The sequence below is a fragment of the Mycobacterium sp. NAZ190054 genome (assembly GCF_001545925.1).
Taxonomy (GTDB): domain Bacteria; phylum Actinomycetota; class Actinomycetes; order Mycobacteriales; family Mycobacteriaceae; genus Mycobacterium.
The window spans coordinates 35518-61331 of record NZ_LMVQ01000001.1 but is presented as its reverse complement, the minus strand read 5'-3'; the positions used below and the strand labels follow the sequence as shown (position 1 = coordinate 61331).

Genomic DNA, 25814 nt, shown 5'->3' with positions numbered 1-25814 from the left:
CCAGTTCGGAGTCCTGCCGGTGGATCGCCGGGACTCATGGCATGAGTGAGTCGGACCGGCCCGGAGCCTCGCGCGTGCTCCTCGAGGACGCAGTCAAGCGCCGACTCCGAGATCGCGGGATCGACGTACCTCTCGGGGAAGTGGCTACCGCCGCTGACGACGTCGCGTTGGCGGCTGACCGGATCGGGGGCCCCGTCGTCGTCAAGGCACTCGCCCCGATCGGTGACCGCGGTCGCAAGGGCCTGGTCAAGGTCGCCTCGTCGCCTCGTGAAGCGAAAGCTGTGGCCGCCGAGATGCTCGGTCGGCGCGTAGAGGGCCATCAGATCGCGCGCGTACTGGTCGAGAACGTCGCTGCCGATGGAGACGAGGTCTTCGTCGGATTCGGGTTCGACTTCGCCCAGCAACGCCCAGTGCTGCTTCACGGCCCCGGAGGATCGGGAGTCGAGGACCGTGGCACGCTGCACAGCATCGGCTTCAGCTTGGCAGATGGCCCGCCTCGGGACGCGGTCGACAGCCGCCTGGCTGGAGTCGTCGCGGCAGGTTATGAGATGTTCCGCGATCTGCGCGCGATCACCGTCGAGTTCAACCCGGTCCGTCTGAGCGGTGCCGGCGCGACCGTTCTGGATGGGAAGATCGTGCTCGACCCAGCGACCGAGGCCTCCGAGGACGCCGTATCCGGAGATCCCAAGATCGCCGATGCCCATTCGGCGGCCCTGTACGACGCGGCGGATACCCTGGGGGGCAGCGCTTCCATCAAATTCTTTCGGCTCGACGGTGATATCGCGGTGATCACCATCGGGGGAGGAGCGCTTGCCCTCGCTCACGATGCGTGCCGCCGCAACGGACTTCGTCCATCGGTGGCAACCGATTCATCGCCTGGCGGAAAGTCCGACGAGAAACTCGCCTTGCTCCTCGACGCAGCCTTACAGCTCCCCACCCGCGGGGTGTTCATCGGCCTGTGCACGATGAACGTGTCAACGATGGTGGTCGCGCCGACCATCCGAGATGCGCTGGTGCGCAACGGGTACGGGGACGGCCGAGTGCCGGTCGTCGCGCGTGTCGCCGGTGCCGCCGAGAGCGAAGCACGGGCGCTGTTGGAAGCCATACCCGGACTCAGATACTTCGGCCGCGCGTCGAGCATCGAGGAGGCCGTTGCCGACCTCGCTCATCGACTCGAAGCAGATCAGGACGTGGATACGGCCGTCAGCAGCACCGCGAATTTCGAGAGGTAAGCAATGGCCATCCTGCTCACCGAAGGAACCCGTGTGTGCGTTCTGGGAATCACTGGAGGCCAGGCCCGCAAAGACATTCTCCGGAACATCGAACTCGGCACCGAGATCGTCTGTGGCGTCGCACCGGGCCGTGGCGGGCTCGATGTCAGCGGCATTCCCGTCTTCGAAACCGCCGCCGAGGCCGCCTCGGAGGTCGGGTACGACGCCGTCGTCGCCTACCTTCCGCCGGCCAAGGCCCGGGCAGCTCTCCTAGACGTGATCGACACCTTGCCCCGCTGGGTCCTCGTGATCACCGAAGGCATTCCGGTGCACTCGAGCATGGCCGCGTATGAACGGGCGCGACAACTCGGTGTACGCCTGGTCGGCCCGAACACTGCAGGGATGATTTCGCCAGCAGTGGGAAACGTCGGATTCACGGGTGCATCTGGTGCATTTCAGCCCGGGACGATCGGGATCCTGTCGAGATCCGGGGGTGTGACCGCGGAGATCTCATCGATGCTCAGCCGGTACGACTTCGGCGTGTCCACCGCGGTGGGGATCGGTGCTGACGCAGTGGTCGGCTCGTCGTTTGCCGATCTGCTCGTCGAGTTCGAGGCAGACCCCGGTACCCGGGGCGTCGCGATGTACTGCGAGGCAGGTCCGGTCGCCGAACAGGGCATCGTCGAGGCACTGCACCAAGCGTCCTACACCAAACCGCTCGTCGCGCTGGTCGCCGGCGACTACCTCGAAGATCATCCACCGGGGACATCCTTCGGACATGCGGGCTCCTTCTTGGCGGGTGGCGACACCACGGCCGCAGCCAAACGCGCGATGCTCTCGGCATCCGGGGTTTGTATTGCCGAAGCCAGTGTCGACATCGGTCGACATCTGCGATCCATGCTGCCCGAGGGCCGATGATCGCACCGACGCGCGGAGGTCGCGATGGGTAATGATCAGCTGGCCGTCGTGCGCCGGGGACTGGGATATGCCGAAGCACCTCGCTGGCATGAGGGAGAACTGTGGTTCTCCGATTTCATCACCCGAGAAGTGCACAGTCTCGACAGCGACGGCCTCCTTACCGCCCGCGGCTACATACCTGGCCAGCCATCCGGACTCGGATTCGCCGCAGATGGCACCCCACTCGTCGTATCCATGTTCGACCGGCGGCTGATCGAGTTGCGCGACGGTGAGCGTCACATTCGCTGTGACCTCTCGGGTATCGCCACATCCACGCCCAACGACATGGTTGTCGCGCCGGACGGAACCGCCTACGTGGGGACGATCGGTTTCGAGCCGTCCTATCGCAACGGTGGGACCGAAGGGCCGGGAGCGATCATCATGGTCCGTCCGGACGGATCCGCTCACCTAGCCGCGGACGGCCTGACTACCCCGAACGGCATGGCCCTCACACCCGATGGCCAGACGCTGGTCGTGGCGGAAACACGGGGCCGACGGTTGACTGCCTTCGATGTCGCGCCGGACGGGTGTCTGCAGAATCCGCGATTGTGGGCTGGCTGTGGCGAAAGTTCGCCCGACGGAATCGTGATGGATGCCGAGGGGCACATCTGGCTCGGCAGCCCGTTCAACTCGCGCTTCATCCGCATCGCACGCGGAGGTGAGGTGCTGGCTGTGCTCGAGACGCCCGGACGCCGGGCAATCGCGTGTGCGCTCGGGGGTGCTGACCGGCGCCAACTGTTTTGCCTCACCGCCCGAACGAACAATCAAGATCTCTTCGAAGGTCGCTCGACCGCCGCGATTGAAGTGGTCACAGTTGCCTGTCCAGGCTTCTGAGCTGGTCTTTGCCGCACGCGTTGTCAATCGACAACCAAAAGTATTGTCAAGCGACAACATTTTGGTGTAGCGTTACCGCCGAACGTACGGGCGACCAGCTCCGGTTTCCTTGCGAGACAACCGCGTTCACATCGACGAGAACAAGTGGAGAGAAATTGACCTGGGGCACGCTCGACGAGGATGCGCTGAAGAGTGCACGTGAACTTCTCGGCACAAAGCTTCGGCGGGACCGGATGTGGTGGGTTCGGACGTTGACGGAAGACGCGATCAGGCACTTCGCCGAGGGCATCGGCGACGCCAATCCGCTGTGGAACGACCCCGACTACGGCCCTTCGACCCCGTGGGGCACCCAGCTCGCTGCACCCACAACCTTGTACGCCATCGACAACACTGTCGTCGCTCCGCGCCTGCCCGGTATTCAATGGGTTTACGCCGGAACCGAATGGACGTGGTACGACGTCCTACGCGTCGGCGACGCCTTCGAAACGACCGTGACCTACGACTCGCTGGAAATGAAGGGTGGCCGATTCGCGAAAGTCTGGGCGATGCAGCGCGGATCGATCGATTATGTGCGCAAAAGCGATGGGCTGCGGGTCGCGCGTGCCTATGGGTCGACGGCTCGTACGCCTCGCGGCGAGGCCCTCAAGAAGGACGGCAGCACCAAATACGCCCCGCGCGACAAGTACGCGTACTCGCCCGAGGAGCTCGACGAGATCGAGTACACGATTCTCACCGAAACGCCAAGGGGCGCAACACCGCGCCTGTTCGAGGACGTCGCCGTCGGTGAGGAAATGACTCCAATGGTCAAGCCTCCGTTGACCACCAACGATCTGGTCGCCTGGTATTCGGGTGTGAACGGTGCCCGTGCCTATGGCGGCGCCTACGGCGATGTCGTGCGATACCACGCCCGCCATAAGGACTACGAGATCTCGAAGACCACCGGGTTGAAGCAGTCGACGGGCCGAGCGCACATGGAAGCTGAGCTCGCGAAAGACGTTGGTATGGGAGGCATGTACGACATGGGGCCGCAGCGCATCTCGTGGTGTGCGAATGCGGTCACGCACTGGATGGGCGACAGCGGCTTCCTGCACCGGCTGTCGATGCGTGTGTTGCGTCCGAACCTCGTCGGCGACACGTGTTGGACCAAAGGCACAGTCACCGGCAAGTCCGTGCTCGACGACGGTCATGCGGCTGTCGACCTGGAGCTCTGCGCGGTCAACCAGCGCGGTGAGGTCAACGCGACCGGCACCGCGACCGTACTGTTGCCTAGTACTGAACACGGCGAGGTCCGGCTTCCGCTGGCTGGGGCGCAAGCGGAGTGATCGGGTCCACGGTGCCCATCGTCACTCCGGACGAGGCCGTCCAGTGTGTGGGCAAGGGCAGCCATATCGGGCTTCCCATCGGCATCGAAGCCACCGATCTCATCGATGCGATTGTGCGGCGCGCTGGCGTTGTTGGCGGGGTAGAAGTCACGGCGTGCGGCCCGCAGCAGTCCTGGGCTTCTCTACAGAGGGCTGTCGCGGGCGGACACGCCACCGTCGTCCTGGACATGATCACTGGTGCCGCGGGTGCGGCGCTGGCGGACGGCCGGGTCGCCTACGGTCCGACAGCGTTCTCGGCGCTCGCGGCACCTGCACCATCGCAGCGGCGGTGCCGCTTCGACGTCGTACCGGTCGTCGTGTCCGAGCCCGACCAAGACGGCTACGTCAGTCTGGGTCACACCCCGTTCAACAAACTGACCTACATCGAGCAGTCGCGGCACGTCCTCGGCGAGATCGATTCCAAGCAGCGCGACATGTTCGGGTCCGCCAGGCTTCACGTCTCACAGTTCTCCGCGCTTGTTCAGCACTCTGGCGGGCCGAGTTCATATGCGCCGGCCCGGGTTCCAGCGCAGTCAGACGTTGCCAGGCAGATCGCAGACTGGGTGCGGTCGCTAATTCCCGACGGCGCGACAGTGCAGGTAGGTCCCGGAAAGATCCTGTCAGCACTGGCCGGATTCGGCGTGTTCGACGACGCGAACGACTTGGGCATCCATGCACCGGTCATCGACGCCGCGCTGCTGCCTCGAGTCCTTGCCGGACACTTCCCAGGCTCCGCCAAAACCGTCAACAAAGGAAAAGTGACCACTTCGGGTCTGCTGTCGACGGTCGATGCCGACCTCGATGCGGCGAGCCGTACTCCCTCCCTCGAACTACATGACATGCGCTACGTCGTCGACATCGGGCGGATTGCATCGCAGCACCGCATGGTTGCGATCAACGGTGCCCTAGGCGTCGACCTCAAGGGGCAGATTGCCTCTGATTCGTGGGGACAACGCGCATTCGGCGGAGCCGGCGGACAGGTCGAGTTCACGATAGGCGCCGCCCTATCTCCCGGTGGCCGCTCGATCATCGTGCTTCCATCCACTGCGCTCGGCGGATCAACCATCGTCGAGAACCTCCCGACAGGCACCGGAGTGACCGTCACCTCGGCGTGGGCCGACACGGTGGTCACCGAGTTCGGCGTCGCAGAGCTTCGTGGGCGAAGCGCAAATGAACGTCGGGATGCGCTGATCGCGATCGCACATCCCGATCACCGGGCTTCGCTCGGCCAATGATCAACAGGAGCGTCAGTTGAAGCTGAAAGCCGGAGCACGGTGGTATAGCGCAGCATGCACCACCGAGGTCCTCGTCATCCGATCCGTGGACGGCGATCACGATATTCGTTGTGGCGGCAAGTCGATGCTGCCCGAACCGAGCGCCGAATCGTGCCCGCCGGCACCCCCATTCGACGGCGGATCACTGTTGGGAAAGCGGTACGTCGACGCCGCCGAGCAGATCGAGTTGCTGTGCACGAAAGCGGGCGCAGGTTCTCTGTCGCTGGCCGATGAACCTCTCAACGTCAAGGTAGCCAAAGCCCTGCCGTCTTCGGACTGACCAGTGGCCGACCGATCCATGTGTACAACGCCGATTAGCAAAGGAGGCCGTCACATTGCTCGACTCACTACGCGTCGTTGAGCTCGGGGCGCTTGTCTCCGCGCCCTACTGCACCCGGTTGATGGCCGACCTCGGCGCCGACGTCATCAAGGTCGAGGATCCCGCAGGCGGCGATCCGTCCCGCCGACACGGTCCGTTCCCACACGGCGTGTACGACGAAGAGCTTTCCGGGCTGTACCACTACCTGAACATGAACAAGCGTGGCGTCACACTCGCGCTCGAAGACCGCAGTGACAGGGACGCATTGCTGAATCTTCTCGATGAGGCCGATGTGTTGGTCGAAAACCTCGCAGTGGGGTATCTGTCCTCACTCGGCCTTGGCTACCGGGAACTGCACGAGCGCAACCCAAAGCTGATCGTCACCTCCATCAGCCCGTTCGGTCAAACCGGTCCCTACGCGGGATACAAGGGCGAAGACATCAACGTCTGCGCCATGGGTGGCATCTCATTTTCCGTGGGTGCCCCCGGCCGACCGCCGCTCGCGCTGCCGCTTGCTCAGGCGTCCTACCAGGGCGCACTGGCGGGCGCCGCCGGAACGATGGCTGCGCTGATGGCCCGCCGCACCATTGGGCACGGCCAGCACGTCGACGTCTCCTGCACCGAGGTGTTCGCGACATTGCACCAGGCCGGCGCAGTACTCACGTTCTTGACGGAGGGTCTGGCCAACTTCAGAGACGGTCACCGGCGCCGTGACACCTACCCGTCGACGATCCTTCCCTGCAAGGACGGCTACATCTGCCTCACCGGCCCCGACGCCGGCACCTGGAACCGCTTTCTGGACATGATGGGCGACCCCCAGTGGCGCCACGACCCCCGGTTCCGGAGGCGCCGCGACATCGCGGAGAACCACGCCGATGAGGTCGATGCGCTCGTGATCGACCTGTTGCGAGACATCACTCGTGACGAATTCGAGCAGATGTGCATGGATTGGAAGCTGCCGATGGCGCCAGTTCGCCTTTTTCACGAGGTTCTTGCCGACGAACAACTCGCCGCAAGGGACTTGTTCGCCGAGATCGAAGTCGGCGAAACCACGGTGAAGGTTCCCGGTCGGCCGTACGCGATCTCGGGTGCACAGCTTCCGCGATTCCGGCGAGCTCCCATGCTCGGCGAGCACAACCGTGAATTGCTTCCCCGCGCCGATTCGGAGGTGCCGTCGTGACCGCTGCTCTCGATGGGATCCGGGTCCTCGACCTCAGCTGGGTGTACGCGGGACCGGTGCTGACCTCCATCCTCGGCGACTTCGGCGCCGACGTCATCAAGGTGGAGTCCGCCAAGCGGCTGGACTACGGCCGCCTAGGCCGGCCGCTGAACGCCAGTTCGGAATCCGGAGATACCGGCAACGCCCCGAATGCGATCCCCCTGTTTCACACGATCGCCCGCAACAAGCGAAGCGTCTGCATCAACTTCAGTTCCGACGCCGGACGCGAACTGGTTCGGCGCCTGGTTCCGCACTGCGATGTGGTCGCGCAGAATTTCGCGCCGGGCGTGATGGACCGCCTCGGATTCGGCTATGACGCTCTGCGCGAGCTCCGATCGGACCTCGTCATGGTGTCGATCTCCGGGATGGGCCAGACGGGTCCGCGAAGCCGTCGTCCGGCATATGCACCTACCACCAGCGCGTATTCGGGGATGGAGAGCCTCATCGGCTACCCCGGGGAAAAGGTCCTGGGTGCGATGGGCCTCAACTACGGCGACCCGATGGTCGGGCTGTGGGCCTCGTTCGCGGTGATGGCTGCGCTGAACCAGCGTGCGGAGACCGGAACCGGTGCGCATATCGACATCTCGCAGATGGAGGCGACGACCTGCCTGGTCGGCGAGGCGTTCCTCGATCTGCAATTGTCCGGGACCACCCCGTTCCTGATCGGCAACACACACCCGCACCTGGCGCCGCACGGCACCTATCCATGCGACGGTGTCGACTCCTGGATCTCCATCGCGGTCGGCGGCGACGACGAGTGGGCAGCGTTGTGTAAGGCGATTGGCGATCCAGAATGCGTTGACGACGAACGTTTCTCGTCTCGGCCGGCGAGGGTCGCCAACGCCGGTGATCTCGATGTGATCGTGTCAGCCTGGACGCGCCGGTTCGATGCAGAGTCGGCGGCGCTCACGCTGCAGTCCGCGGGAGTGGCGGCCACACCCGTGTACTCGGTCGAGGACCAGTTCTCCGACCCTCACTTCCTCGAGCGCGGCGTGTTCACCCCGGTGGAGCACCCAGTCATCGGTACCGAATGGCTCCCCAGATCGCCATGGGTGCTCAGTGAGACCCCTGGTTCCATCCGAGCACCGGCGCCGGACCTGGGTGAGCACACCGATGAGGTCCTGACCGAGATCCTCGGCCTCTCACCGGACGAGATCGACAAATTGCACGCAGACGACGTCCTCACTTAGCGGCCCAACCCGCCACCGAACCGTTTATCTGACAAGGGAGTTGAGATGATCAAGAACTTTTCCTGGAACTTCTTCGGATGGGTCGACCTGGAAAACATCGGATTCTCGGGTACGCCGGTCGATGATCGCTACTTCACCCCGGAGTACCTGGCAACTGCCTTGACCAGCGCGGAGAAGATGGCCAAGCTCATGGACGGCTTGGGCTATGACGCGTTTTTCACCACCGAGCATCACTTTCAACACGAAGGCGTCGAGGTGGTCCCGAACACTTTGCTCCTCGCATTACACCTGGCCGGGCAAACGTCCAACCTGCGGGTCGGCAGCCTCTTCAACATCATCCCGCAATGGCATCCGATTCGGCTCGCCGAGGATTACGCGATGGCCGACATTCTGACCAAAGGACGGATCATCTTCGGAGTTGGGCGCGGAAGTCAGACCCGTGAAGTCGAGTCATTCGGCGCACCGATGCTCGACCAGGAGAAGAATCGGGACCTGTTCGAAGACCAGATGGAACTACTGTTGAAGGCATTCCGTGGGGACAAGTTCTCCCACCACAGCGACAATTACGACGTCCCGAATGGAGTGCCGTATCGGACCACGACCGTTTCCGAAGTTACGGTTGTCCCGAAGCCGTTGTACAACAAGGACGTGTGGCAGGCCATCGCCAGCGCCAAGCCGCGGGGGATCGAGTTCATGGCCAAACACAACATCAAGGGAGTGTTCGCCCCGTCGCTTCGCGAGGACGGTGGCCCCGCAAGTAGTTCCGTCATCCATACCGGTACCGCCGTTGCCGAGCTCTATCAGGCGTCGGCCGCCAAGTACGGACGTGACCTCGAGTTCGGTGAGAACCTCGCTGCTTACCTGTGGTGCCACGTGGCGGATTCCAAGGAGCAAGCAGCTCAGGAAACTGAGAGCTTCTTCGAGGAAAATTTCAAGCGGGCCGCGGGAATCAGCGGCGTTGAACTGGACGCGTACCTCAGACAGACCAAAGGGGAAGGTCTGGACTACAAAGGCACCACCCTCGACCAACTGCGCCGCCTCGGCGATCCCAAGACAGCCGCACAGACGGCAGCCGAGATGGGGTACGTGCCCGGCTCGGAACGCGTCAAGAAGGATCGCGCCCATCTCTTCGGGCCCGCCGACGAAATCATCGAAACTCTCAAGGAGTTCGAGGCGCAATATCCGGGAATGGACACGGTGATCCTGCACCCGGTGGGCCTGCTCCACTCCGACATCCTGATGGAGCAGATGGAGCGGTTCGCCAAGGAAGTCATGCCGGCATTCCCCAATGCCATTCACACCAACCGCACGTGGCCGGATCTCTACCCCGCCGACAAGATTGCCAAATACCACCCCGAGTTCCACCGCGGTCCCGAGCTCGTCTCCACTGAAGCGGCGGATGCCTCGTGACAGCAACCACATTCAGCGCGGAGGGCGGAGCTCGTCGTGGCTGCTGACTCGACGACAGTGCAGGGCCAGCGGCCGGTCCCTCGCCCGGATGACCTCAGTCAGCCGTTCTGGGATGCGACGCGCGACAAGCGCTTTCTACTGCAGCAGTGTTCGACATGCAGTAAGTACTGGTGGATACCGGAACTGGCCTGCCCGCACTGCCGAACCGAGACACTGAATTGGGTCGAGGGCTCAGGTCGCGGGGAGGTGTATAGCTACGTGGTGATGCACCACTCGCTGACGCCGGGGCTTGCCGCGCCGTACGTGGTCGCCGTGGTGACTCTCGCCGAAGGGCCTCGTTTCCTGACAAACATCGTGGACATCGCCCCAGACGAGGTCGAAATCGGCATGCCGGTGCAAATCAGGTTCGGCCGGGCAGAGCCTTATCGCTTACCCGTGTTCGCGCCGAGTCGTTGAGTAGCTCGAAAGGCAAACCCGTGTCGCACAACCCCTTTCGGGACGCCCGCATCGTCGGCGTACACACGACTGAGCAGGCCAAGCGGCTGCCGGGGCGGACTGGGGTCTCGGTCGCCCTGGAAGCGCTGCACGGTGCGCTCGCTGATGCCGGTCTGACATTCGACGACCTCGACGGTTTCGCCGCGCAGGTTCCGGATGGACCCGCCGATGACCGCGACTGGGGCGCCCTTTTCAACCGACAGTTCAAGTGGTGGGGCAGAAGCGTCAGTCTGTTATCCCTCACCGACGCGGCCTTGCAGATCAGCAGCGGCCGGCTGCGTGCCGTTGCACTCGTCACCGGGGGCGTCCGCCCTACCCGGACAGCGGTCGCGCCCTGGCTCACTCGCGACAGCCAGTACACGGCGTGGGCCGGCGCGCTGCCCGAGCAACCGGTCCAGTTCGGCCTCGTCGCCCAACGCTATATCCACGAGGTCGGTCCCCGAGCTCTCGACGCCATGGCCGAGGTGGCGGCGTCAACGCGCACGTTCGGCGGCCTGAATCCGGATGCCGTGATGTACGGCAAGGGCCCATACACCGCCGCCGAGGTGCTCGCGTCTCGCCCAGTGGCCGGTCCGCTGACACTGCTGATGTGTTCCCTGGTGAGCGACGGCGGAGCCGCAATAATCCTGGCCCACAAGGATCTTGCGGACCGGTCGGAAAAGACGAACGCGACCGTCTTGTGCGGAAACGCTATTGCGCACTACCTGCCATACCATCGTCCACCGGTGCTGGAGGGCTACCACGAGTTGACGCAGCGTTACCGCGACACGATCGCCGAAGCCGGTCTAGGCGTCGACGATATCGACTGCGTCGAGTTCTACGACCACTTCGCCAGCCACAACCTGCTTCAGTACGAGATGTTCGGTTTCTGCGGTAAAGGGGAAGCGGCGGATCTTGCGCTGTCCAAGGAAATGCGGCTAGGTGGGCGATGGCCGACATGTACCGACGGCGGCAACCTGGCTTTCAGCCACCCGGGAAACCCCATCCTCCTTCGCTACATCGAAGCGGTTCGACAGCTGCGCAACGAGGTGAAGGACGACTGCCCCGGATGGCAACAGGGTGACCACACCTACGACCCTGCTCGTTGTCGTAAAGTGCGCGACGCTCAGATCGCTCTGGTGTCGTGTGCCGGCACGCCCACCCTGCACGGATCGTTCGCGGTACTCGCGGCTGACGGGGTGTCCCCGTGACTGCCCCGGCCGGGGACCTCAGTTGGGCCGACCGAGACGATTGGCAGGAGGCATGGCAGCCGCTCGCCGACCAGATCGGCACCGACTTCGCCGACGGTGCCGTCATCAAAGCCGCTGACGCTGTCGAGCCGGGTGCCGTGCGCCGCTACCTGGAGCCACTTGAGTTCGACTGCCCGCTTCACCACGACGCCGAGGTTGCGCGCGCCCACGGCTACGCAGGCATTGTCGCCCCCTACAGCGGGTTGGCCACGTGGACGTCAGCTGCGCTGTGGTCTCCGGGGGAGGCTCCGGTGTACACGTCGGCCGAGCGTGATGCGCAGCCGCAAAAGACCAGCGTTCCCTTTCACCACGTCGGACCCGCCACCAATGGTGGGTTCGCCACCGATGTCGAATACGAGTTCGCCGCCCCGGTCCTCGTCGGCGATCACCTTGAGATCCGCGGTTGCCGACTGCTGTCGGTGACCCCGAAGGAGACCAAGGTCGGCCGAGGGGCCTTCACGACGTGGGAGTTCCTGGTGCTGAACCAGCGGAGAGAACTCGTCTGCACCCAGCGTAGGACTCTTTATCGCTATGTCGCGCGCCGCACTGTCCGGCCATGATCGAAGGAATCGCTCGGTGACCGATTGGTCTGTGCAACGCTCTTGGGAAGATGTCGCCGAAGGCGACGAGATCGGGTCCATCGAGTTCCCGCTGACCGTCCATCGGCTCATTGTGCATGTCGCGGCCAATAGAGATTTTGGCCCCGTTCACCACAACGAAGCGCTCGCTCGCGCAGGCGGCGCTCCTGATATGTACGCCAACAATGTGTTCCACCAAGGAATGTGGGAACGAGTAGTGCGTTTGTTCATCGGTCTCGACGGCGTCATAAAGAAGATCGGACCGATGCGTATGAAGCGTTTCGCGGTCCCGGGCGACACCGCGATCGTGTCCGGTAGCGTCACGGCGAAGTGGCGCGAAGGCACCGAACACCTCCTCGAACTGTCGATGCGCTCGACGGACTCCATCGGTGAGACAGTTGTCGGTTCGGTCACGGTGGCATTGCCCTCCAACGCGAACGCGGCGCACCGATGACGCCGCCAGCGCCGGCTGACCTTCCCTTGCACGGAACGCGTGTCTTAGAAGCGGTCGGCAAGTTCGACCTCGTTGGGCGCATCCTCGCCGACCTCGGTGCCGACGTTGTGAAGCTCGAGCCCGTCGACGACACACGTGCGCGTAAGAAACCGCCATTGGCCGCAGATGGTCAGAGCATCGCGTTCCAGATCAGAAACGCGAACAAACGCAGTGTCAGCCTGCCGGCCGGGGAAGCCGAGAATGATTCTGTCGCCCTGCTTTTGAGTGCAGACGTTCTACTGTGCGACGACAGCGAGACGGGCCGATATGCCCGTGGTCAAGCGTCTGACGTCCGCCGCAGCAATCCCGGCTTGATAGTGATGTCGATCTCCGACTTCGGATCGACCGGACCCAGTAGTGGTCTGGCAGCTACCGACGCCGTCCAGTTGGCCATCGGCTCACAACTGAGCAAATCCGGAATTGCCGGCCATCCACCGCTGATTCCACCGGGCGCTATGGCTTACGACACCAGCGCGGTTCTGGCCGTATGGGCGGTGTTGGTGTCGCTGCACAATCGCAAAGTCACCGGACGCGGTGACACCGTCGACTTTTCCGCACATGAGGCCACGGTGCAGGTCATGGATCCACCTTTTGGCACGATCGGCACCGCAACGCAAGGCATCGCCAAGCGGCAGCAATACTCGCGTGCTGCGCTCGAGCGCGGCCGGCCCGCCACCTCCATATATCCAATCTTCAAATGTGTGGACGGGTACGTGCGTGTCGCCGTGCTCGCTGCACGGCAGTGGCACAGCATGCGGCAGTGGCTCGGAGAGCCCGACGACCTACAAGATCCGCATTATGACACCATCCACGGCCGCCAAGACATTCGCGAGCTCCTCGATGCGCGATACGCCCGGCACTTCGAATCGATGAGCATGCATGAAGCCGCGCGGGAAGGACAGCGCCGCGGGATTCCGGTCAGCCCGGTCCTTTCCGTCCTCGATGTGATGGCCGAGGAACACTTCGCTCAGCGTGGCGTGTTCACCGACGCCATCCTTGCCGAGAATCTTCCCTGTCGCCTCCCCGCTGGATACTTCGAACTCGACGGAACGCGAATCGGATACCGCCATCGCGCTCCGAACCCGGGGGAGCACACCAAGAGTGTTCTCTCGGAATGGGCTGCCAACCCGCCCGTGGTCGCCGATGGTCGCGCCACCGTGCCCCGACGCCCACTGGAGGGCATTCGCATCGTGGACTTCGGGATCGTGGTCGTTGGCGCCGAACTCGGACGAATGTTCGCCGACCTCGGAGCGGAGGTCATCCGAATCGAGAGCGCGCAATTCCCCGACAATGTGCGGGTCGCGGATCATTGGGAGACCGGTGTTGGTCCAGGCTTCGCAATCGGACACCGCAACATGAAGAGCTTCGGTGTGAACCTACGCACCGCCGAGGGCGTTGCTCTGGTGAAGGAGCTGGTGGCCACCGCCGATATCGTTGCCTCGAATTACAAGCCGGGAACCCTCGAAAAGCTCGGCTTGGGTTACGACGATCTGCGCGCTGTGAAGCCTGACTTGGTTTGGGTATCCAGCAGCGGGTTCGGGCACACCGGCCCGTGGAGCAAATGGCTCGGGTACGGTCCGCTCGTCCGCAGCGCATCTGGGCTGACGAGCTTGTGGTCCTATGAGGATGAGCCGGGCGCGTTCGGCGACTGCGTCACCGTTTACCCGGACCATCTGGCAGGGTGCTTCGGTGCGGTCGCGGCCCTTGCCGGGCTGCTCCGACGCGACCGGACGAACGTCGGCGCCGAACTGCGGCTGGCGCAGTGCGAACTGGTCATCAATCAGCTCACCGACGCCTATGTGGAGGCCGCGCTCTCGGGTAGGCCGCCGAAATCCTCCCTGGTGCAACCACCGTGGGGAGTCTTCGAGTGCGACGGAGACGATGCCTGGTGTGTTATCGAGGCAACCGACGACGAGCAATGGACGGCGTTCTGCGATGCCATCGGCCAGCCCCAACTTGCCGGGGAGCCGCGCTACCAATCGCAGCCGGCGCGCGCCGAACACGCTGACGAACTCCGTGCCCTCATCGGCTCCTGGACGCGACAGCACGTTCCCGAGGACGTCGTAGACATCCTGCAGGCGGTATCCGTGCCTTCTGGAGTAGTGCGGCGAAAAGATGAGGTCGCGAAGGATCCGCAACTGACGTCGGCCGGTTTCTTCGTACACCTGGTCCAGCCGAGCATCCCGCAGCCGCTGCTGAGTGCCGGCCGGCCATTCCATTCCGATGGGATCATCGATCCTGACGTTCGCCCAGCCCCAGAACTCGGCGAACACAGCTCGTGGGTCTGCACCGAACTTCTAGGCAAAGCCCCCGCACAGGTTGCCGACCTCATCGACCGCGGAGTGGTCGAGGTCGCCTCCTACCCGCCCGCGTTGATCTGACCCCGTCGGCGGATTCGCGCGCGTCGAGAGCGGGCGTAGCGGTCGACTCATTTCATCCTCGTGCACGAACCATGGTCCATAGCCGTGTTGGCGAGAAGAACCTTCGGGATCTCGTTCAGCTCCATGAGATTTCGCATTTGATTCAGGGGACGTCGACAGCCCACTTCCCGTGCTTAGCGAAGGCTGCCGTCGCTCCGGGACACTTTTCGTGATTCGTTGACAACACCCAAACGGAAAAGTAAGTTCAACTTTGCCAAGTTAGTAATCGCTCACTGTGTATCGGCGGACCTCGAACGCTAGTCCGATCGGAATGGGCGCTCTCTAGCCAACCCGCCGGGACAGTGACAACGACCAACAGCGGAGGACATCTATGATCTCGACTTCGACCCTCGCGGTCTGTCGACCTGCCACCGTCCGGGGGTTCTGATGAGCAACCGCGAGAAGATAAATCGCAGCATGACGCTCGCCTCTGACGGTGATCTCGAAGCTGGCATGCAGGCTCTCATGGACATGTTCGCTCCCGACTTCATCGTCCACGAATCGCCGATGACCCCGTTCGCTGGGGATTATCAGGGGATGGAAGAGTACCTGCCCAACTACGAGAACATTCTGCGGCACACGATTCCCACCGAGCTGAAATTGATCCGAGTGCTCGGCGACGACGAATACGTATGCGCCATGTACACCATTCCGTGGCGGGCGACCCTCGAGTCGGAACCGGTCAGGATTCGCGTCAGCGAATGGTTCCGCTTCAACAGCGATGACAAGATCGCCGAGGTCTGGCCCTTCTTCTTCGAAGTACCCACTGCCCCGTGAGAAAACCGGGTCCCAGGGCGACAGGCGTGCACAGATTCTGAAGCGAAACTCGAGCGTACCCATCGCATTTGATGACTGGCAGCGACAAGGTGCAGGGCAATATGGCCAAGATGTCGGGGCTGCCGTGGTTGTGAGCAATTCTGGTCTCGACCAGCACGCGTGGGTGAAGGATTTGTGCACGGCTACGGTGGTCCGACTCTTGACCGGCATCGGATTCGTCGCGGCTTCGCTGTGCGACCGCGCGCTGAGCACGGTCTGGCCGATGAACGATCTGGGTATGTCTCGCGGCGAGCTGTAAGAAGAAGCTCTACTTGCGAGCCGATCCACCTCGCGATCCGGTGCCATCGGCTTGAATTCCGAGCCCACGAGCACGTCGGATAGCGGTGCGGTTGGCTGCGAAACCGAGAGCCGCACAGTAGCTTCGCCCAAAGCGTGGCTTACGCGACCAGCCCCCAGGGGCAACACGCCCCAGGCTGTGTACCGAACCGCAGTGGCGGACCGCTCAACAGCTGAATGACACTCACCGATCGGAGCCCTGGTAGAGGGCAGAGCCCTGATCCGCAACCGGCGTGAGGCACTGGGCTGTGCTTGGTTAAGATGTCCCGATGGTGTCAGGGGCCGGAAGACCTCGGGTGCATTCGCCTCCCAAGCAGGAGCGTTCGCAGCTGTCGACGCGTCGTCTTTTGGATGCTGCGGCGCATTTGATCAGCGAGGTCGGGTATGACCGTGCGAGTCTGGCGGCGATCGGTGCTCGGGCTGGTTATAGCCGGGGCCTGGTGACTCGCCGCTTCGGGAACAAGGAGAACATGCTCGATTGGCTGGTCCAGTCGATGACCAGTTCTCATGTGGAAGCGATCGCGTTGTATCCGGATGGCTCTGATGGCGGTGACGGGATTGCGCAGATGTTCGACACGACGATCGAGGCATTGGAGCGTTCGCCCGAAGCGATGTGGGCGTTGTATGCCTTGGAGTTCGAGGGTCTGAAGCAGATTCCGGCGTTGCATGACCGGATGGTCGACATTCATTCGAAGCTGCGCGCTGATGCCACCGACCTTGTGCGGCGCAGCGTGGAGTCGGGCTCGATCGAGATTTCTGTCGAGGAGTCGGTGATCGCGGCGCTGTTGGTCTCTGTGATCCGGGGTGCGGCCTATCAGTGGCTGCTGGATCCCGAGAACTTTGACATGGTCGCCGCCATGAAGGCGTTCAAACACTTCTTCCTCGAGGCGCTGCACCCGAGCTGAGAACTGCGCCGGCGTCACGTTGGCTTTACCGCGCGGTTACTACGGCTCGGAAGCGCACGTCACCCGATCGCACTCGGGCCATTGCCCGGTTGATGTCGGAGATCGGGAACGTTTCGATCAGCGGTCGCACTCCGGTGCGGGCCGCGAATTCGAGCATCTGCCTGGTTTCCTGGTTTGACGCCGGTAAGCCTCCGGAGATCTTTTTCTCCGCCATCAACAGGGAAATCGGGTTGACCTGTATCGCGCTGTCGGGCATCCCGACCATCCACAAGGTGCCCTGAGGCTTCAATGCGGCGAGGTACTCGTCCCACGGGAGGTCGCCGGTAACGGTGTTGAGGATGAAATCGAATCTTCCTGCGGCCTGGGCCAATTCGTTGGCGTCACGGCTCACGATGAAGTGGTCGGCGCCCAGCTTGCGCGCCTGGTCGCGTTTGCCAGGCGACGTGGAGATGGCGGTGACCTCGCAGCCCCAGGCGCGGGCGAACTGGATCGCCAGATGCCCGAGTCCGCCGATCCCGACGATCGCGACGTGGTCGGTGGGTTTGATGTCGTACCGGATGAACGGCGCAAAGACGGTGACGCCTGCGCATAGCAAGGGGCCGGCGTCCTGTAGTTCGATGGCGTCGGGCAGCGGGTAGGCGAAGCGCCAGTCGCTGGCTCGCACGGAGGAGGCGAAGCCACCGCGGTCACCGCGCATCACGGTGTCGTCCCTGCGCGCGCAGAGGTGGTGGCGGCCCGTCAAGCAGAACTCACAGCTCATGCAGGACCCGGCGATGGCGCCCACCACCACGCGTTGCCCGACTGCAAGCCGCTCGGTGTCGACCAGTGACCCCACGGCGGACACGATGCCAGCGGCTTCGTGTCCGGCAACCAAGGGAAAGTTCCCGTAGCCCCAGTCGTTGTCGATCATCACGACATCGGTGTGGCAAACCCCGCAGTGAGTGACGTCGACATCTACTTCGAGCGGTCCGAGCTCGCCGGCCTCGTACTCATACGGGGTGAGTTCGGCCCCTGCGGCGGGCGCAGCGAAAGCGTTGACGCGCATGTATCTTCCTTTCGAGGTCGCTTGGCAGAGATCGGCTAGCTGCGGTTATTTAGTTGTGCTAGGTGGACCGAGCCACGTGATCAGCGGCTCGAGCAGTCCGACGACGGCGGTCAAGGCCCACTGCAGTCGAGGTGAAGTGAACCTGCGATGAAGACCGAATGACCGCTACCTGGCTGCACGAGCTTGGGGCGGCGAGGTGGTTGCGTAGGGCGCTCAAACGTGCAGGCTCGAATCTCGTGCTCCAAACTAACTAGTTCGTTACTGGCAAAGTAGCGTTGCCCGAGCGCCTTGTCAAACAAACCAGTTGGTTTACACTCACGTTGTGAACGACGGTCCAGCCACCAGCCGCCGTATTCTCGATGCGGGGACCGCTGAGTTCGCTGCTTACAAAATGACCGGTGCTCGCGTCGACCGCGTCTCTGCTAACGCACAAGCGGACAAAGCTCAGCTCTGTGCATACTTCGGCTCCAAAGATGGGTTGTTCAAGCAAGTTCTTGGTGAGCTTGCCGAGGCGGCAAGGCTTTTCGATACTCGCCTCGCCCGTGATGCGACCGAGGAACCAGCCCACGACATGGTCCGTTTGCATGATGTCTCCGCGTGCCGGTGGATTGTCGGAGCGCCATGGCCATCGGCACCGAAGCGTGGCCCGTCAACATATCTGGGGCGAAGCGTGGCCAGATCGGCTGCTGCTCTATCCATATGTCGAATGTCAGGTTGGGGTTGATGACGCTGTCTGCCGAAGTGGATCAAGACGCAGAATTTTTTGATTTCACCCCGCTATCGCCGGGAGCCTTTTTAACGCGGGCGGCGCAGGTCTTCGCCGGCCGGACCGCCATTGTCGACGAAGCGCGATCGTTTACCTACGGTGAATTTCATGCGCGAGTCTTGCAATTGACGGCGGTGCTCGAGTCGCTCTCGGTGAGCGTAGGGGATCGCGTGGCAGCGATGTGCGCCAACAGCCATGTCATGCTCGAGATACACGCCGCCACGCCTATTCATGGTTCGGTGTTGGTCCCACTGAACGTCCGCCTGTCAGTGCCCGAATTGGAATACATTGTTGGCCACAGTGGCGCCAAGGTACTGATCGCAACTGCCGAATTCGCCCAAGCAGCGGCTCAAGTCGCGACGGCATGCGGAATACGTGTGGTGATCGCAGGGGGCGGCGACGATGAGTACGAACGACTCCTCCAAGCCAGCGCCGCGCCTGTGGTGCGTGAAATAGACGAACGAAGCTTGCTGGCCATCAACTACACGTCCGGCACTACGGGCCGGCCCAAAGGCGTGATGTACCACCACCGCGGAGCATACCTCCAGTCGATCGCGATGGCCTATCACACACAGCTGGTGCCGGCATCGAATTACTTATGGACTCTGCCGATGTTCCACTGCGACGGCTGGTGCTTCACCTGGGCGGTGACCGCCGCCGGCGCGACCCACGTGTGTCTGCGGTCGGTCGATACCGCGCGAATCTGGCATCTGCTCAAGGAAGCCGGCATAACTCATTTCAGTGCAGCACCCACAGTGCTAAACATGATCTCAGCGGATCCTTCCGCTGCGCACCTACCGGATGGTGTGAACGTCACCACCGGAGGAGCACCGCCGTCGCCTACCCAGCTCCGGCGGATGGCTGAATTGGGAATGAGCGTCACGCACCTTTACGGTATGACCGAGACCTTCGGACCCATCATGGTGAACCAATGGCAGCCTGAGTGGGACGAACTGACGCAGGACGAGATCGCCTCGAAACAGGCCCGTCAGGGCATAGGCAACATCATTGCGCGACAACCGCGAGTCGTCGCGTCGGACGGCACGGACGTACCCGACGACGGCATTACGCCTGGCGAGCTCCTGGTTAGCGGCAACGATGTCATGTTGGGCTACTACCGAGATCCCGACGCGACTCGCGCCGCGATGGTTGATGGCTGGCTGTCCTCGGGCGATCTTGCCGTCAAACATGCCGACGGTTACGTCGAACTCAAAGACCGCATCAAGGACGTCATCATCACCGGTGGTGAGAATGTCGCCTCTGTCGAGGTCGAGCGAGTGCTCGACGCACATCCGGCCGTACTCGAGTCTGCCGTCGTCGGACGTCACGACGATCGATGGGGTGAGGTACCGGTCGCCTTCGTGACCCTTCGCGGCGATCCCCAAGTCACCGACGCAGACCTCATTGAATTCGCCAGAGGTCATCTGGCACGGTTCAAGATTCCCAAGCAAATTGTCTTCGGCGTGCTACCCAAGACGTCCACCGGGAAAATACAGAAGCACATCCTGCGCGACCGTCTGAAGAACTGATGTCCGCGCCAGGCGCACGCAGCCAGGTGGTGAGCTCGGCAAGGCCGTGGGATCGCAAGGTGGTGCGAATGCGGCACGCACCGATGACGTTGTGCCATAGAATAATTCAATGCTCAAGTTCATGTTGCCTGACGGCGACACACTGGCCTATGAAGCGTACGGCGACGGGGAACCGTTACTGCTGGTGACCGGAACGACCCTGGCAATACAGCACTGGCCGCAGCCGCTAATCGATGATCTGGCAGTTGATTACCGGGTCATTGTTTACGACCACCGCGGTATGGGCGCCTCCTCACCATCTGACGGGGACGTGTCCATGCGTTCTCTGGCCGAAGACGCGGCCGCCCTCTTGGACCATCTTGAAGTCGGCGCGTCGCACATCATCGGCTGGTCGTTGGGTAGCGCCGTGACTCAGGAACTGGCCCTGGCCCGTCCCGATTTGGTTGCATCGCTTGTTCTGTACGCGACGTGGGGTCGGTCCGACAGGTTTCTTCGCAGTATGTTGGCCGCGATGCGCACGCCGTGGATCTATGGCGACACGGCAAATGCGCTCGCAGCGCTCGGTTTATCGCAATCGCCCGAAGGGCTGGAGAAACCGGAACTGATCGCCGCTTTGGCTGAGGCGCGCCCCTTCATGCCCCATACTCCCGAACAGATCGCAATGACTGTGCGGCAGTGGGCCGCGAACCTCGCGCACGACTCCCTTGATCGGCTTGCAGACATCTCCGCGCCGACGACGGTGATCGCCGGCGAGCAGGATCTCCTCACCCCACCCAGACACGGCCGCGCCGTGGCTGAACGTATTCCCGGAGCCCGGCTCGTGCTCATCGAGGGTGTCGGCTCGAGCCACGGAATGATCTACGAGCGGCTCGACGACTGGCTTCACCATGTCAGGGAACACCTGCGTCGAACTCATGCTGAGCACGCGTAATCGACTGTGCAGCAGGGTGAGATTCGCACCTGAAAGCGCCGAATTGGACAACCGACGGCTTCGGGTTGGATCGACGGTCAGCTCACTCACGTGTTCCCGCCATGAGCAGAGCCAAGTCTGCGTATCTACGAGCCAGATCGTCGGGGTCTGCAAAGGCGTGGGTGGGAAACCAGCGACTGACGTCGAGGCCCACGGAGGTGATCGCGAGAACGGTGGCCTCGGGATCTTGGCAGGAGAACGAGCCGCTTTCGCGGCCGGCGAGCAGGATTTCGCGGAAGGTCTCGGTCGTCTGGCGGCGCAGTTTCACTATTTCGCGATAGTGCTCGTCTGACAGTGAGCGAAGTTCGTACTGTACGACTCGTGCCAGGGCGTTGTTGCGCGCATGCCAGGCGACGTAGGCGGTCACCGCGTGCCGCAGCCTGTCGACGGGATTTTCGAACGGTGCGATTGCATCGGTGACCGCTCGTAGGGACTGTGTGTGACCCCGCAGGCTGATCGCGAACAGCAGAGATTCTTTGGTCTTGTAATGGGGGTAGACGGCCCCGGGACTGAGGTCGAGACTGGCCGCGATGTCTCGCAGAGACGTTGCACCGTATCCCTGCTCGGCGAATAGCACCACTGCCGCAGCCACGATACGAGCCGCGGCCTTCGATGGTGCGACAGGTGTCGCCGGCTGCCTCGTCATGACTCAATCATTACTGCTTGGGCCGCCTGGTTGACAGGCTGCCCTCGAGCGTCGAAGATATGCAACTGCATAGAAAATATGCGTACGCATAGTTCTGTGGCCGCGGGCAAACTGCGCGGCCGCCGTCGAAACAGGAGATCAGGACGTGGCCCAAGCCGTGATGCTTGCTTGTTCGCAAGGAGATCACTCCTGTCGTGCTTGCCGATGGCACGGTCGTCGTCGCCACCGGCGGCGGACCGCGGTTCGGGACGACGTTGGTCGCAGTGAGCAGTGCAAGTCCTCGGCAGCGCCCGAGAACTAGACATTCGGCAAGGTCGGCTCAACGTCTGCGGTGGTGCACCTGCCCTCGCCCCGTCGAGCGACTGTCTTGACGCGCCTCCCCCCCATTCGCCCTGGCTTCCCATAGGACTCGAAAGAATTCTCTTGCCCGAGTTGATCTCTCGCCGTGACCTCGATTTCCTGCTCTACGAGTGGCTCGATGTCGAATCGTTGACCGAGCGGCAACGCTTTGCCGCGCACTCACGCGAGACGTTTGACGCGGTGCTCGACCTGAGCACCGACATTGCCGAGCAGTGCTTCGCGCCACACAACAAGAAGGCGGATGCCAACGAGCCGATCATGCGCCCGGACGGCTCGGTAGAACTGATCGACGAGATCGCTGAAGCGCTGCGGGTATATCAGTCTGCAGGCCTCACCGCGGGGACGTTCGACGACGACCTCGGTGGCATGCAGCTACCCGTCACCATTGGGCGCGCATCGATGATGTGGCTGCAAGCCGCAAACGTCGGCACCGCGAACTACCCCTTCTTGACTATCGCCAATGCGCAACTGCTTGCCAAGTACGGAACGGCCGACCAGGTCCGCCACTACGTCGTACCGATGGTGGAGGGTCGTTACTACGGCACGATGTGCCTGTCCGAGCCACAGGCTGGCTCGTCGTTGGCCGATATCACCACCAAGGCGGTGCCGCAAGGCGATGGTTCCTACCGGATCACCGGAACCAAGATGTGGATTTCGTGCGGTGAACACGACCTCGGCGAGAACATCGTCCATCTGGTGTTGGCCAAGTCGCCGGGCGGCGGCCCGGGCGTCAAGGGCATTTCGCTGTTCGTCGTCCCGAAGTTCCTTCCCGGCGAGGACGGCATAGGCCTCGGCGAGCGCAACGACGTCACCTTGATGGGCCTGAACCACAAGATGGGCGTACGCGGTACAACCAACACCTTGCTGGCGTTCGGCGATGGTACTCACCAACCGGGTGGCCGCGGGGGCGCAGTCGGCTATCTGGTCGGGCAAGAGCATGCTGGCCTGTCGTGCATGTTTCACATGATGAATGACGCCCGGATCGGAATCGGCTTCATAGCAACCGCATTGGGCTACGTCAGTTACCTGAAGTCGTTGGACTACGCGAAAGTGCGTACCCAGGGCCGGCCGCCCGGTGCCAAGGATCCGTCCGCGTCTGCATTGCCGCTGACCGAACACGCCGACGTCCGCCGCATGCTGCTGGCGCAGAAGTCCTATGTCGAGGGCTCGCTCGCACTCGCGCTCTACTGCGCCCGGCTCGTCGACGAACAAGTCACCGGCAATCCCGAGTCGATTCGCGAAGCGTCGGCATTGCTCGACGTCCTGACGCCCGTGGTCAAGAGTTGGCCCTCCGAGTGGTGCTTGAAGGCCAACGATCTGGCCATCCAGATATACGGAGGTTACGGCTACACCCGAGACTACGACGTCGAGCAGCACTACCGCGACAATCGACTGAACCGAATCCACGAGGGTACGAACGGCATTCAGGCAATCGACCTGCTGGGGCGGAAGGTGACGCTGGACAGCGGGTACGGGTGGACGACGCTGCTGGCTCGTGTCGAGAACACCGTCGATCGCGGCCAATCGGCCGGAGGTGATGCCGCACTTCACGCTGCGACGCTGCGTACCGCTTGGTCGACGTTAGCCGAGGTGACAACCGAACTGCTCGCGGAACCCGATGCGCGTCTGCGCTTGGCGAACGCTTCCATCTACCTGGACGCGGTGGGAATGGCGGTGACCGCCTGGATGTGGCTCGAGCAGCTGCTCGCCGCGGAGGGCGGGACGGATGACTTCTACGAAGGAAAGCGCCGAGCGGCGGAGTACTTCTTCACTTACGAGCTACCGCAGATCAACTCGCACATCGGCGTTCTGCGCGCTGGTGGTCAACTCCTACTCGACACCACACCGGAGTGCCTCTGATTCGACTCGGGAACGCGATTCCAACGCCGGTGGTGGTCAACGATCCACCCGCGGGTCTGTTGGTGTCCACTGGTCGCCGACTACGCCTTCGAAAACGCGCGTATTATGTTGAGCAGCAATTGATCTCACGCCGCACAAATATGTATGCTGAATCGCATGTCGAATGAGCAGGGCAAGGTCTGGGCTCCCTACGTCAACGGGAAGTGGTTGTCTGATGACGCTGACGTGATCCGGTTGGTGCACCCCTTTGGGGGTGCGGAGATGGCACGAGTCCGGGTGGCTACCGGCGAGGAAACTGACGCGGCGGTTACCGCGGCGTCGGCGGCGTTCGACGACTGGAGTGGCCTCGCACTCGATGAGCGGACGGCGATACTGGAACGGTATGCCGACGAAATCGACGCTCGTGCAGAGCAGTTCGCACAGGTGATCACGGCCGAGGTCGGCACGCCGATCAAGCTGTCGCGTCGCGTGCAAGTGGGTCTGCCACAGACGACGCTGAGGACCACCCTGCGTCTGGCCGCCGAGTTCGACTGGCAAGAGACTGTAGGCAACTCGCTGGTGGTCTCCGAGCCGATCGGTGTAGTCGCAGCGATCACTCCATGGAATTACCCGCTGCACCAGGCCATGTGCAAGGTCGCGCCAGCGTTGGCGGTGGGCTGCACGGTGGTACTCAAGCCCGCCAGCCTCACTCCCATCCATGCCCTGCTACTTGCCGAGGCCGCCGACGCGGCCGGACTGCCCTCGGGCGTATTCAACGTGCTGCCCGGTGGCGGGGGCACGCTCGGGGAGCGGTTGGCCACTCACCCGGGCGTCGACATGGTGACCTTCACGGGCTCAACAGAGGTGGGCCGTCGGATCGGGGCGCTGGCCGCCGAAACCGTCAAACGCGTTGGATTGGAGCTTGGTGGGAAGTCGGCGTGCGTCATCCTCGACGATGCTGACCTCGAAGTCGCCGTCAAGTCCGCGGTCCGTAACGGACTGCTGAACTCCGGCCAGACGTGCAGTGCGTGGACCCGGATCATCGTCGCGCGTGACCAGCTGCGCGATGCCGAGGAGATCGCACGCGCCACCGCGGCCAAGATGGTCATCGGGGACCCGCTTGACGAGGGCACCCATCTTGGACCCCTGATCTCGGCGGCCCACAAGGCGACAGTGGTCGCCCACATCGAGCGCGCTCGGCAGGACGGCTTGACCGAACTCGAGATACCGTTCGATGCCTCGGCTTTCGAGGGCACCAACTTCGTGGCACCCCACATTTTCACGAACGTCAGCAGCCAGCATGGCCTGGCTCAGGAAGAAGTGTTCGGCCCGGTCTTGGCCATCCTGCCGGCCGATGGTGACGACGACGCCGTGCGGATCGCCAACGATTCCATCTATGGGCTGGCCGGTGGCGTCTTCTCGGCCGACCCGGACCGAGCAATGTCGGTCGCGAAGCGGATGCGTACCGGACAAGTCGACATCAACGGTGGACGATTCAATCCCGAAGCGCCGTTCGGGGGCTACCGGCAGTCGGGCAACGGCCGCGAACTCGGCAAGCACGGATTGTGGGAGTTCCTGGAAACCAAAGCGATCCAACGTTGACCGACGAAATTGCGGCGTGCCACGCCACGGCGCGCCAGCCGAATAGGAG

Annotated in this window: 23 protein-coding genes; 21 read left to right on the top strand and 2 right to left on the bottom strand. The window is 63.0% G+C overall.

Going from position 1 to position 25814, the window contains the following annotated elements; translation table 11 throughout:
- Positions 1-41: 41 nt before the first annotated feature.
- The 16 genes from ASJ79_RS00285 (at position 42) to ASJ79_RS00210 (ending at position 17008) form a co-directional block, all read left to right on the top strand.
- Complete coding sequence (locus ASJ79_RS00285; RefSeq protein WP_197420025.1) at positions 42-1232, top strand: ATP-grasp domain-containing protein; 1191 nt, start codon at positions 42-44, stop codon at positions 1230-1232.
- Positions 1233-1265: 33 nt separating this feature from the next.
- Entirely contained in the window at positions 1266-2129 is an 864-nt protein-coding gene (locus tag ASJ79_RS00280) for a succinate--CoA ligase subunit alpha (RefSeq protein WP_197420024.1), read from the top strand.
- 24 nt (positions 2130-2153) lie between these two features.
- Positions 2154-3002, top strand: coding sequence for an SMP-30/gluconolactonase/LRE family protein (locus ASJ79_RS00275; RefSeq protein ID WP_067952249.1), 849 nt, complete (start codon positions 2154-2156; stop codon positions 3000-3002).
- Between the two features lie 155 nt (positions 3003-3157).
- Positions 3158-4324, top strand: a complete 1167-nt coding sequence (locus ASJ79_RS00270) for a MaoC family dehydratase N-terminal domain-containing protein (protein ID WP_067952248.1) — start codon at positions 3158-3160, stop codon at positions 4322-4324.
- 11 nt (positions 4325-4335) lie between these two features.
- Positions 4336-5598, top strand: a complete 1263-nt coding sequence (locus tag ASJ79_RS00265) for an acetyl-CoA hydrolase/transferase C-terminal domain-containing protein (protein ID WP_156448218.1) — start codon at positions 4336-4338, stop codon at positions 5596-5598.
- Positions 5599-5614: 16 nt separating this feature from the next.
- A complete protein-coding gene (locus ASJ79_RS00260; RefSeq protein ID WP_369803597.1) occupies positions 5615-5917 on the top strand; it encodes a hypothetical protein in 303 nt (100 codons plus the stop codon).
- Positions 5918-5972: 55 nt separating this feature from the next.
- Positions 5973-7136 carry a CaiB/BaiF CoA-transferase family protein gene (locus ASJ79_RS00255; protein ID WP_082753566.1) on the top strand — a complete coding sequence of 388 codons (1164 nt, stop codon included), beginning with the start codon at positions 5973-5975 and terminating at the stop codon, positions 7134-7136.
- Complete coding sequence (locus tag ASJ79_RS00250; RefSeq protein WP_067952245.1) at positions 7133-8365, top strand: CaiB/BaiF CoA-transferase family protein; 1233 nt, start codon at positions 7133-7135, stop codon at positions 8363-8365. Before ASJ79_RS00255 ends, ASJ79_RS00250 begins: the two co-directional genes overlap by 4 nt.
- 45 nt (positions 8366-8410) lie before the next feature.
- Complete coding sequence (locus ASJ79_RS00245; protein ID WP_067952244.1) at positions 8411-9775, top strand: LLM class flavin-dependent oxidoreductase; 1365 nt, start codon at positions 8411-8413, stop codon at positions 9773-9775.
- 36 nt (positions 9776-9811) lie between these two features.
- Positions 9812-10231: a Zn-ribbon domain-containing OB-fold protein gene (locus ASJ79_RS00240; RefSeq protein ID WP_082753563.1), complete on the top strand. Its 420-nt coding sequence runs from the start codon at positions 9812-9814 to the stop codon at positions 10229-10231.
- 20 nt (positions 10232-10251) lie between these two features.
- Positions 10252-11460 carry a thiolase family protein gene (locus tag ASJ79_RS00235; RefSeq protein ID WP_067952242.1) on the top strand — a complete coding sequence of 403 codons (1209 nt, stop codon included), beginning with the start codon at positions 10252-10254 and terminating at the stop codon, positions 11458-11460.
- The gene (locus ASJ79_RS00230) at positions 11457-12059 is read left to right on the top strand and encodes a MaoC family dehydratase (protein ID WP_067952241.1); all 603 of its coding nucleotides are present in this window, start codon (positions 11457-11459) and stop codon (positions 12057-12059) included. Before ASJ79_RS00235 ends, ASJ79_RS00230 begins: the two co-directional genes overlap by 4 nt.
- Before the next feature lie 16 nt (positions 12060-12075).
- Complete coding sequence (locus ASJ79_RS00225) at positions 12076-12531, top strand: hypothetical protein (protein ID WP_197420023.1); 456 nt, start codon at positions 12076-12078, stop codon at positions 12529-12531.
- The gene (locus ASJ79_RS00220) at positions 12528-14951 is read left to right on the top strand and encodes a CoA transferase (RefSeq protein ID WP_082753561.1); all 2424 of its coding nucleotides are present in this window, start codon (positions 12528-12530) and stop codon (positions 14949-14951) included. Before ASJ79_RS00225 ends, ASJ79_RS00220 begins: the two co-directional genes overlap by 4 nt.
- A gap of 426 nt (positions 14952-15377) precedes the next feature.
- The gene (locus tag ASJ79_RS00215) at positions 15378-15767 is read left to right on the top strand and encodes a nuclear transport factor 2 family protein (RefSeq protein ID WP_067952238.1); all 390 of its coding nucleotides are present in this window, start codon (positions 15378-15380) and stop codon (positions 15765-15767) included.
- 632 nt (positions 15768-16399) lie between these two features.
- A complete protein-coding gene (locus ASJ79_RS00210) occupies positions 16400-17008 on the top strand; it encodes a TetR/AcrR family transcriptional regulator (RefSeq protein WP_197420022.1) in 609 nt (202 codons plus the stop codon).
- A 25-nt stretch (positions 17009-17033) separates the two neighbouring features.
- Here the strand turns inward: ASJ79_RS00210 and ASJ79_RS00205 are convergent, their stop codons facing one another.
- Complete coding sequence (locus tag ASJ79_RS00205) at positions 17034-18053, bottom strand: NAD(P)-dependent alcohol dehydrogenase (protein ID WP_067952236.1); 1020 nt, start codon at positions 18051-18053, stop codon at positions 17034-17036.
- A gap of 322 nt (positions 18054-18375) precedes the next feature.
- Between ASJ79_RS00205 and ASJ79_RS30590 the strand changes: the two genes are divergently transcribed.
- From ASJ79_RS30590 to ASJ79_RS00195, 3 genes are all read left to right on the top strand, one after another.
- Positions 18376-18777, top strand: a complete 402-nt coding sequence (locus ASJ79_RS30590; protein WP_082753558.1) for a TetR/AcrR family transcriptional regulator — start codon at positions 18376-18378, stop codon at positions 18775-18777.
- Entirely contained in the window at positions 18777-20348 is a 1572-nt protein-coding gene (locus ASJ79_RS00200) for an AMP-binding protein (RefSeq protein WP_067952268.1), read from the top strand. Before ASJ79_RS30590 ends, ASJ79_RS00200 begins: the two co-directional genes overlap by 1 nt.
- A gap of 109 nt (positions 20349-20457) precedes the next feature.
- Positions 20458-21279 carry an alpha/beta fold hydrolase gene (locus tag ASJ79_RS00195; RefSeq protein WP_067952235.1) on the top strand — a complete coding sequence of 274 codons (822 nt, stop codon included), beginning with the start codon at positions 20458-20460 and terminating at the stop codon, positions 21277-21279.
- Positions 21280-21361: 82 nt separating this feature from the next.
- On the opposite strand, the gene ASJ79_RS00190 is transcribed toward ASJ79_RS00195, so the two are convergent.
- Positions 21362-21964 (bottom strand): TetR/AcrR family transcriptional regulator, encoded by a 603-nt coding sequence (locus ASJ79_RS00190; RefSeq protein WP_067952234.1) that lies wholly within the window; start codon positions 21962-21964, stop codon positions 21362-21364.
- A gap of 423 nt (positions 21965-22387) precedes the next feature.
- Between ASJ79_RS00190 and ASJ79_RS00185 the strand changes: the two genes are divergently transcribed.
- Together ASJ79_RS00185 and ASJ79_RS00180 are read left to right on the top strand one after the other, a co-directional pair.
- The gene (locus ASJ79_RS00185; protein ID WP_067952233.1) at positions 22388-24184 is read left to right on the top strand and encodes an acyl-CoA dehydrogenase; all 1797 of its coding nucleotides are present in this window, start codon (positions 22388-22390) and stop codon (positions 24182-24184) included.
- 156 nt (positions 24185-24340) lie between these two features.
- On the top strand, positions 24341-25765 hold the full coding sequence (locus ASJ79_RS00180; protein WP_067952267.1) for an aldehyde dehydrogenase family protein: 1425 nt from the start codon (positions 24341-24343) through the stop codon (positions 25763-25765).
- Positions 25766-25814 lie beyond the last annotated feature (49 nt).

What these genes read in the sequence shown, in the direction of transcription:
- ASJ79_RS00200 (WP_067952268.1), top strand. Translation starts at nt 18,777, where the DNA reads ATGACGCTGTCTGCCGAAGTGGATCAAGACGCAGAATTTTTTGATTTC.
- ASJ79_RS00220 (WP_082753561.1), top strand. Translation starts at nt 12,528, where the DNA reads ATGACGCCGCCAGCGCCGGCTGACCTTCCCTTGCACGGAACGCGTGTC.
- ASJ79_RS00190 (WP_067952234.1), bottom strand. Translation starts at nt 21,964, where the DNA reads ATGACGAGGCAGCCGGCGACACCTGTCGCACCATCGAAGGCCGCGGCT.
- ASJ79_RS00215 (WP_067952238.1), top strand. Translation starts at nt 15,378, where the DNA reads ATGAGCAACCGCGAGAAGATAAATCGCAGCATGACGCTCGCCTCTGAC.
- ASJ79_RS00180 (WP_067952267.1), top strand. Translation starts at nt 24,341, where the DNA reads ATGTCGAATGAGCAGGGCAAGGTCTGGGCTCCCTACGTCAACGGGAAG.
- ASJ79_RS00195 (WP_067952235.1), top strand. Translation starts at nt 20,458, where the DNA reads ATGCTCAAGTTCATGTTGCCTGACGGCGACACACTGGCCTATGAAGCG.
- ASJ79_RS00205 (WP_067952236.1), bottom strand. Translation starts at nt 18,053, where the DNA reads ATGCGCGTCAACGCTTTCGCTGCGCCCGCCGCAGGGGCCGAACTCACC.
- ASJ79_RS00245 (WP_067952244.1), top strand. Translation starts at nt 8,411, where the DNA reads ATGATCAAGAACTTTTCCTGGAACTTCTTCGGATGGGTCGACCTGGAA.
- ASJ79_RS00285 (WP_197420025.1), top strand. Translation starts at nt 42, where the DNA reads ATGAGTGAGTCGGACCGGCCCGGAGCCTCGCGCGTGCTCCTCGAGGAC.
- ASJ79_RS00275 (WP_067952249.1), top strand. Translation starts at nt 2,154, where the DNA reads ATGGGTAATGATCAGCTGGCCGTCGTGCGCCGGGGACTGGGATATGCC.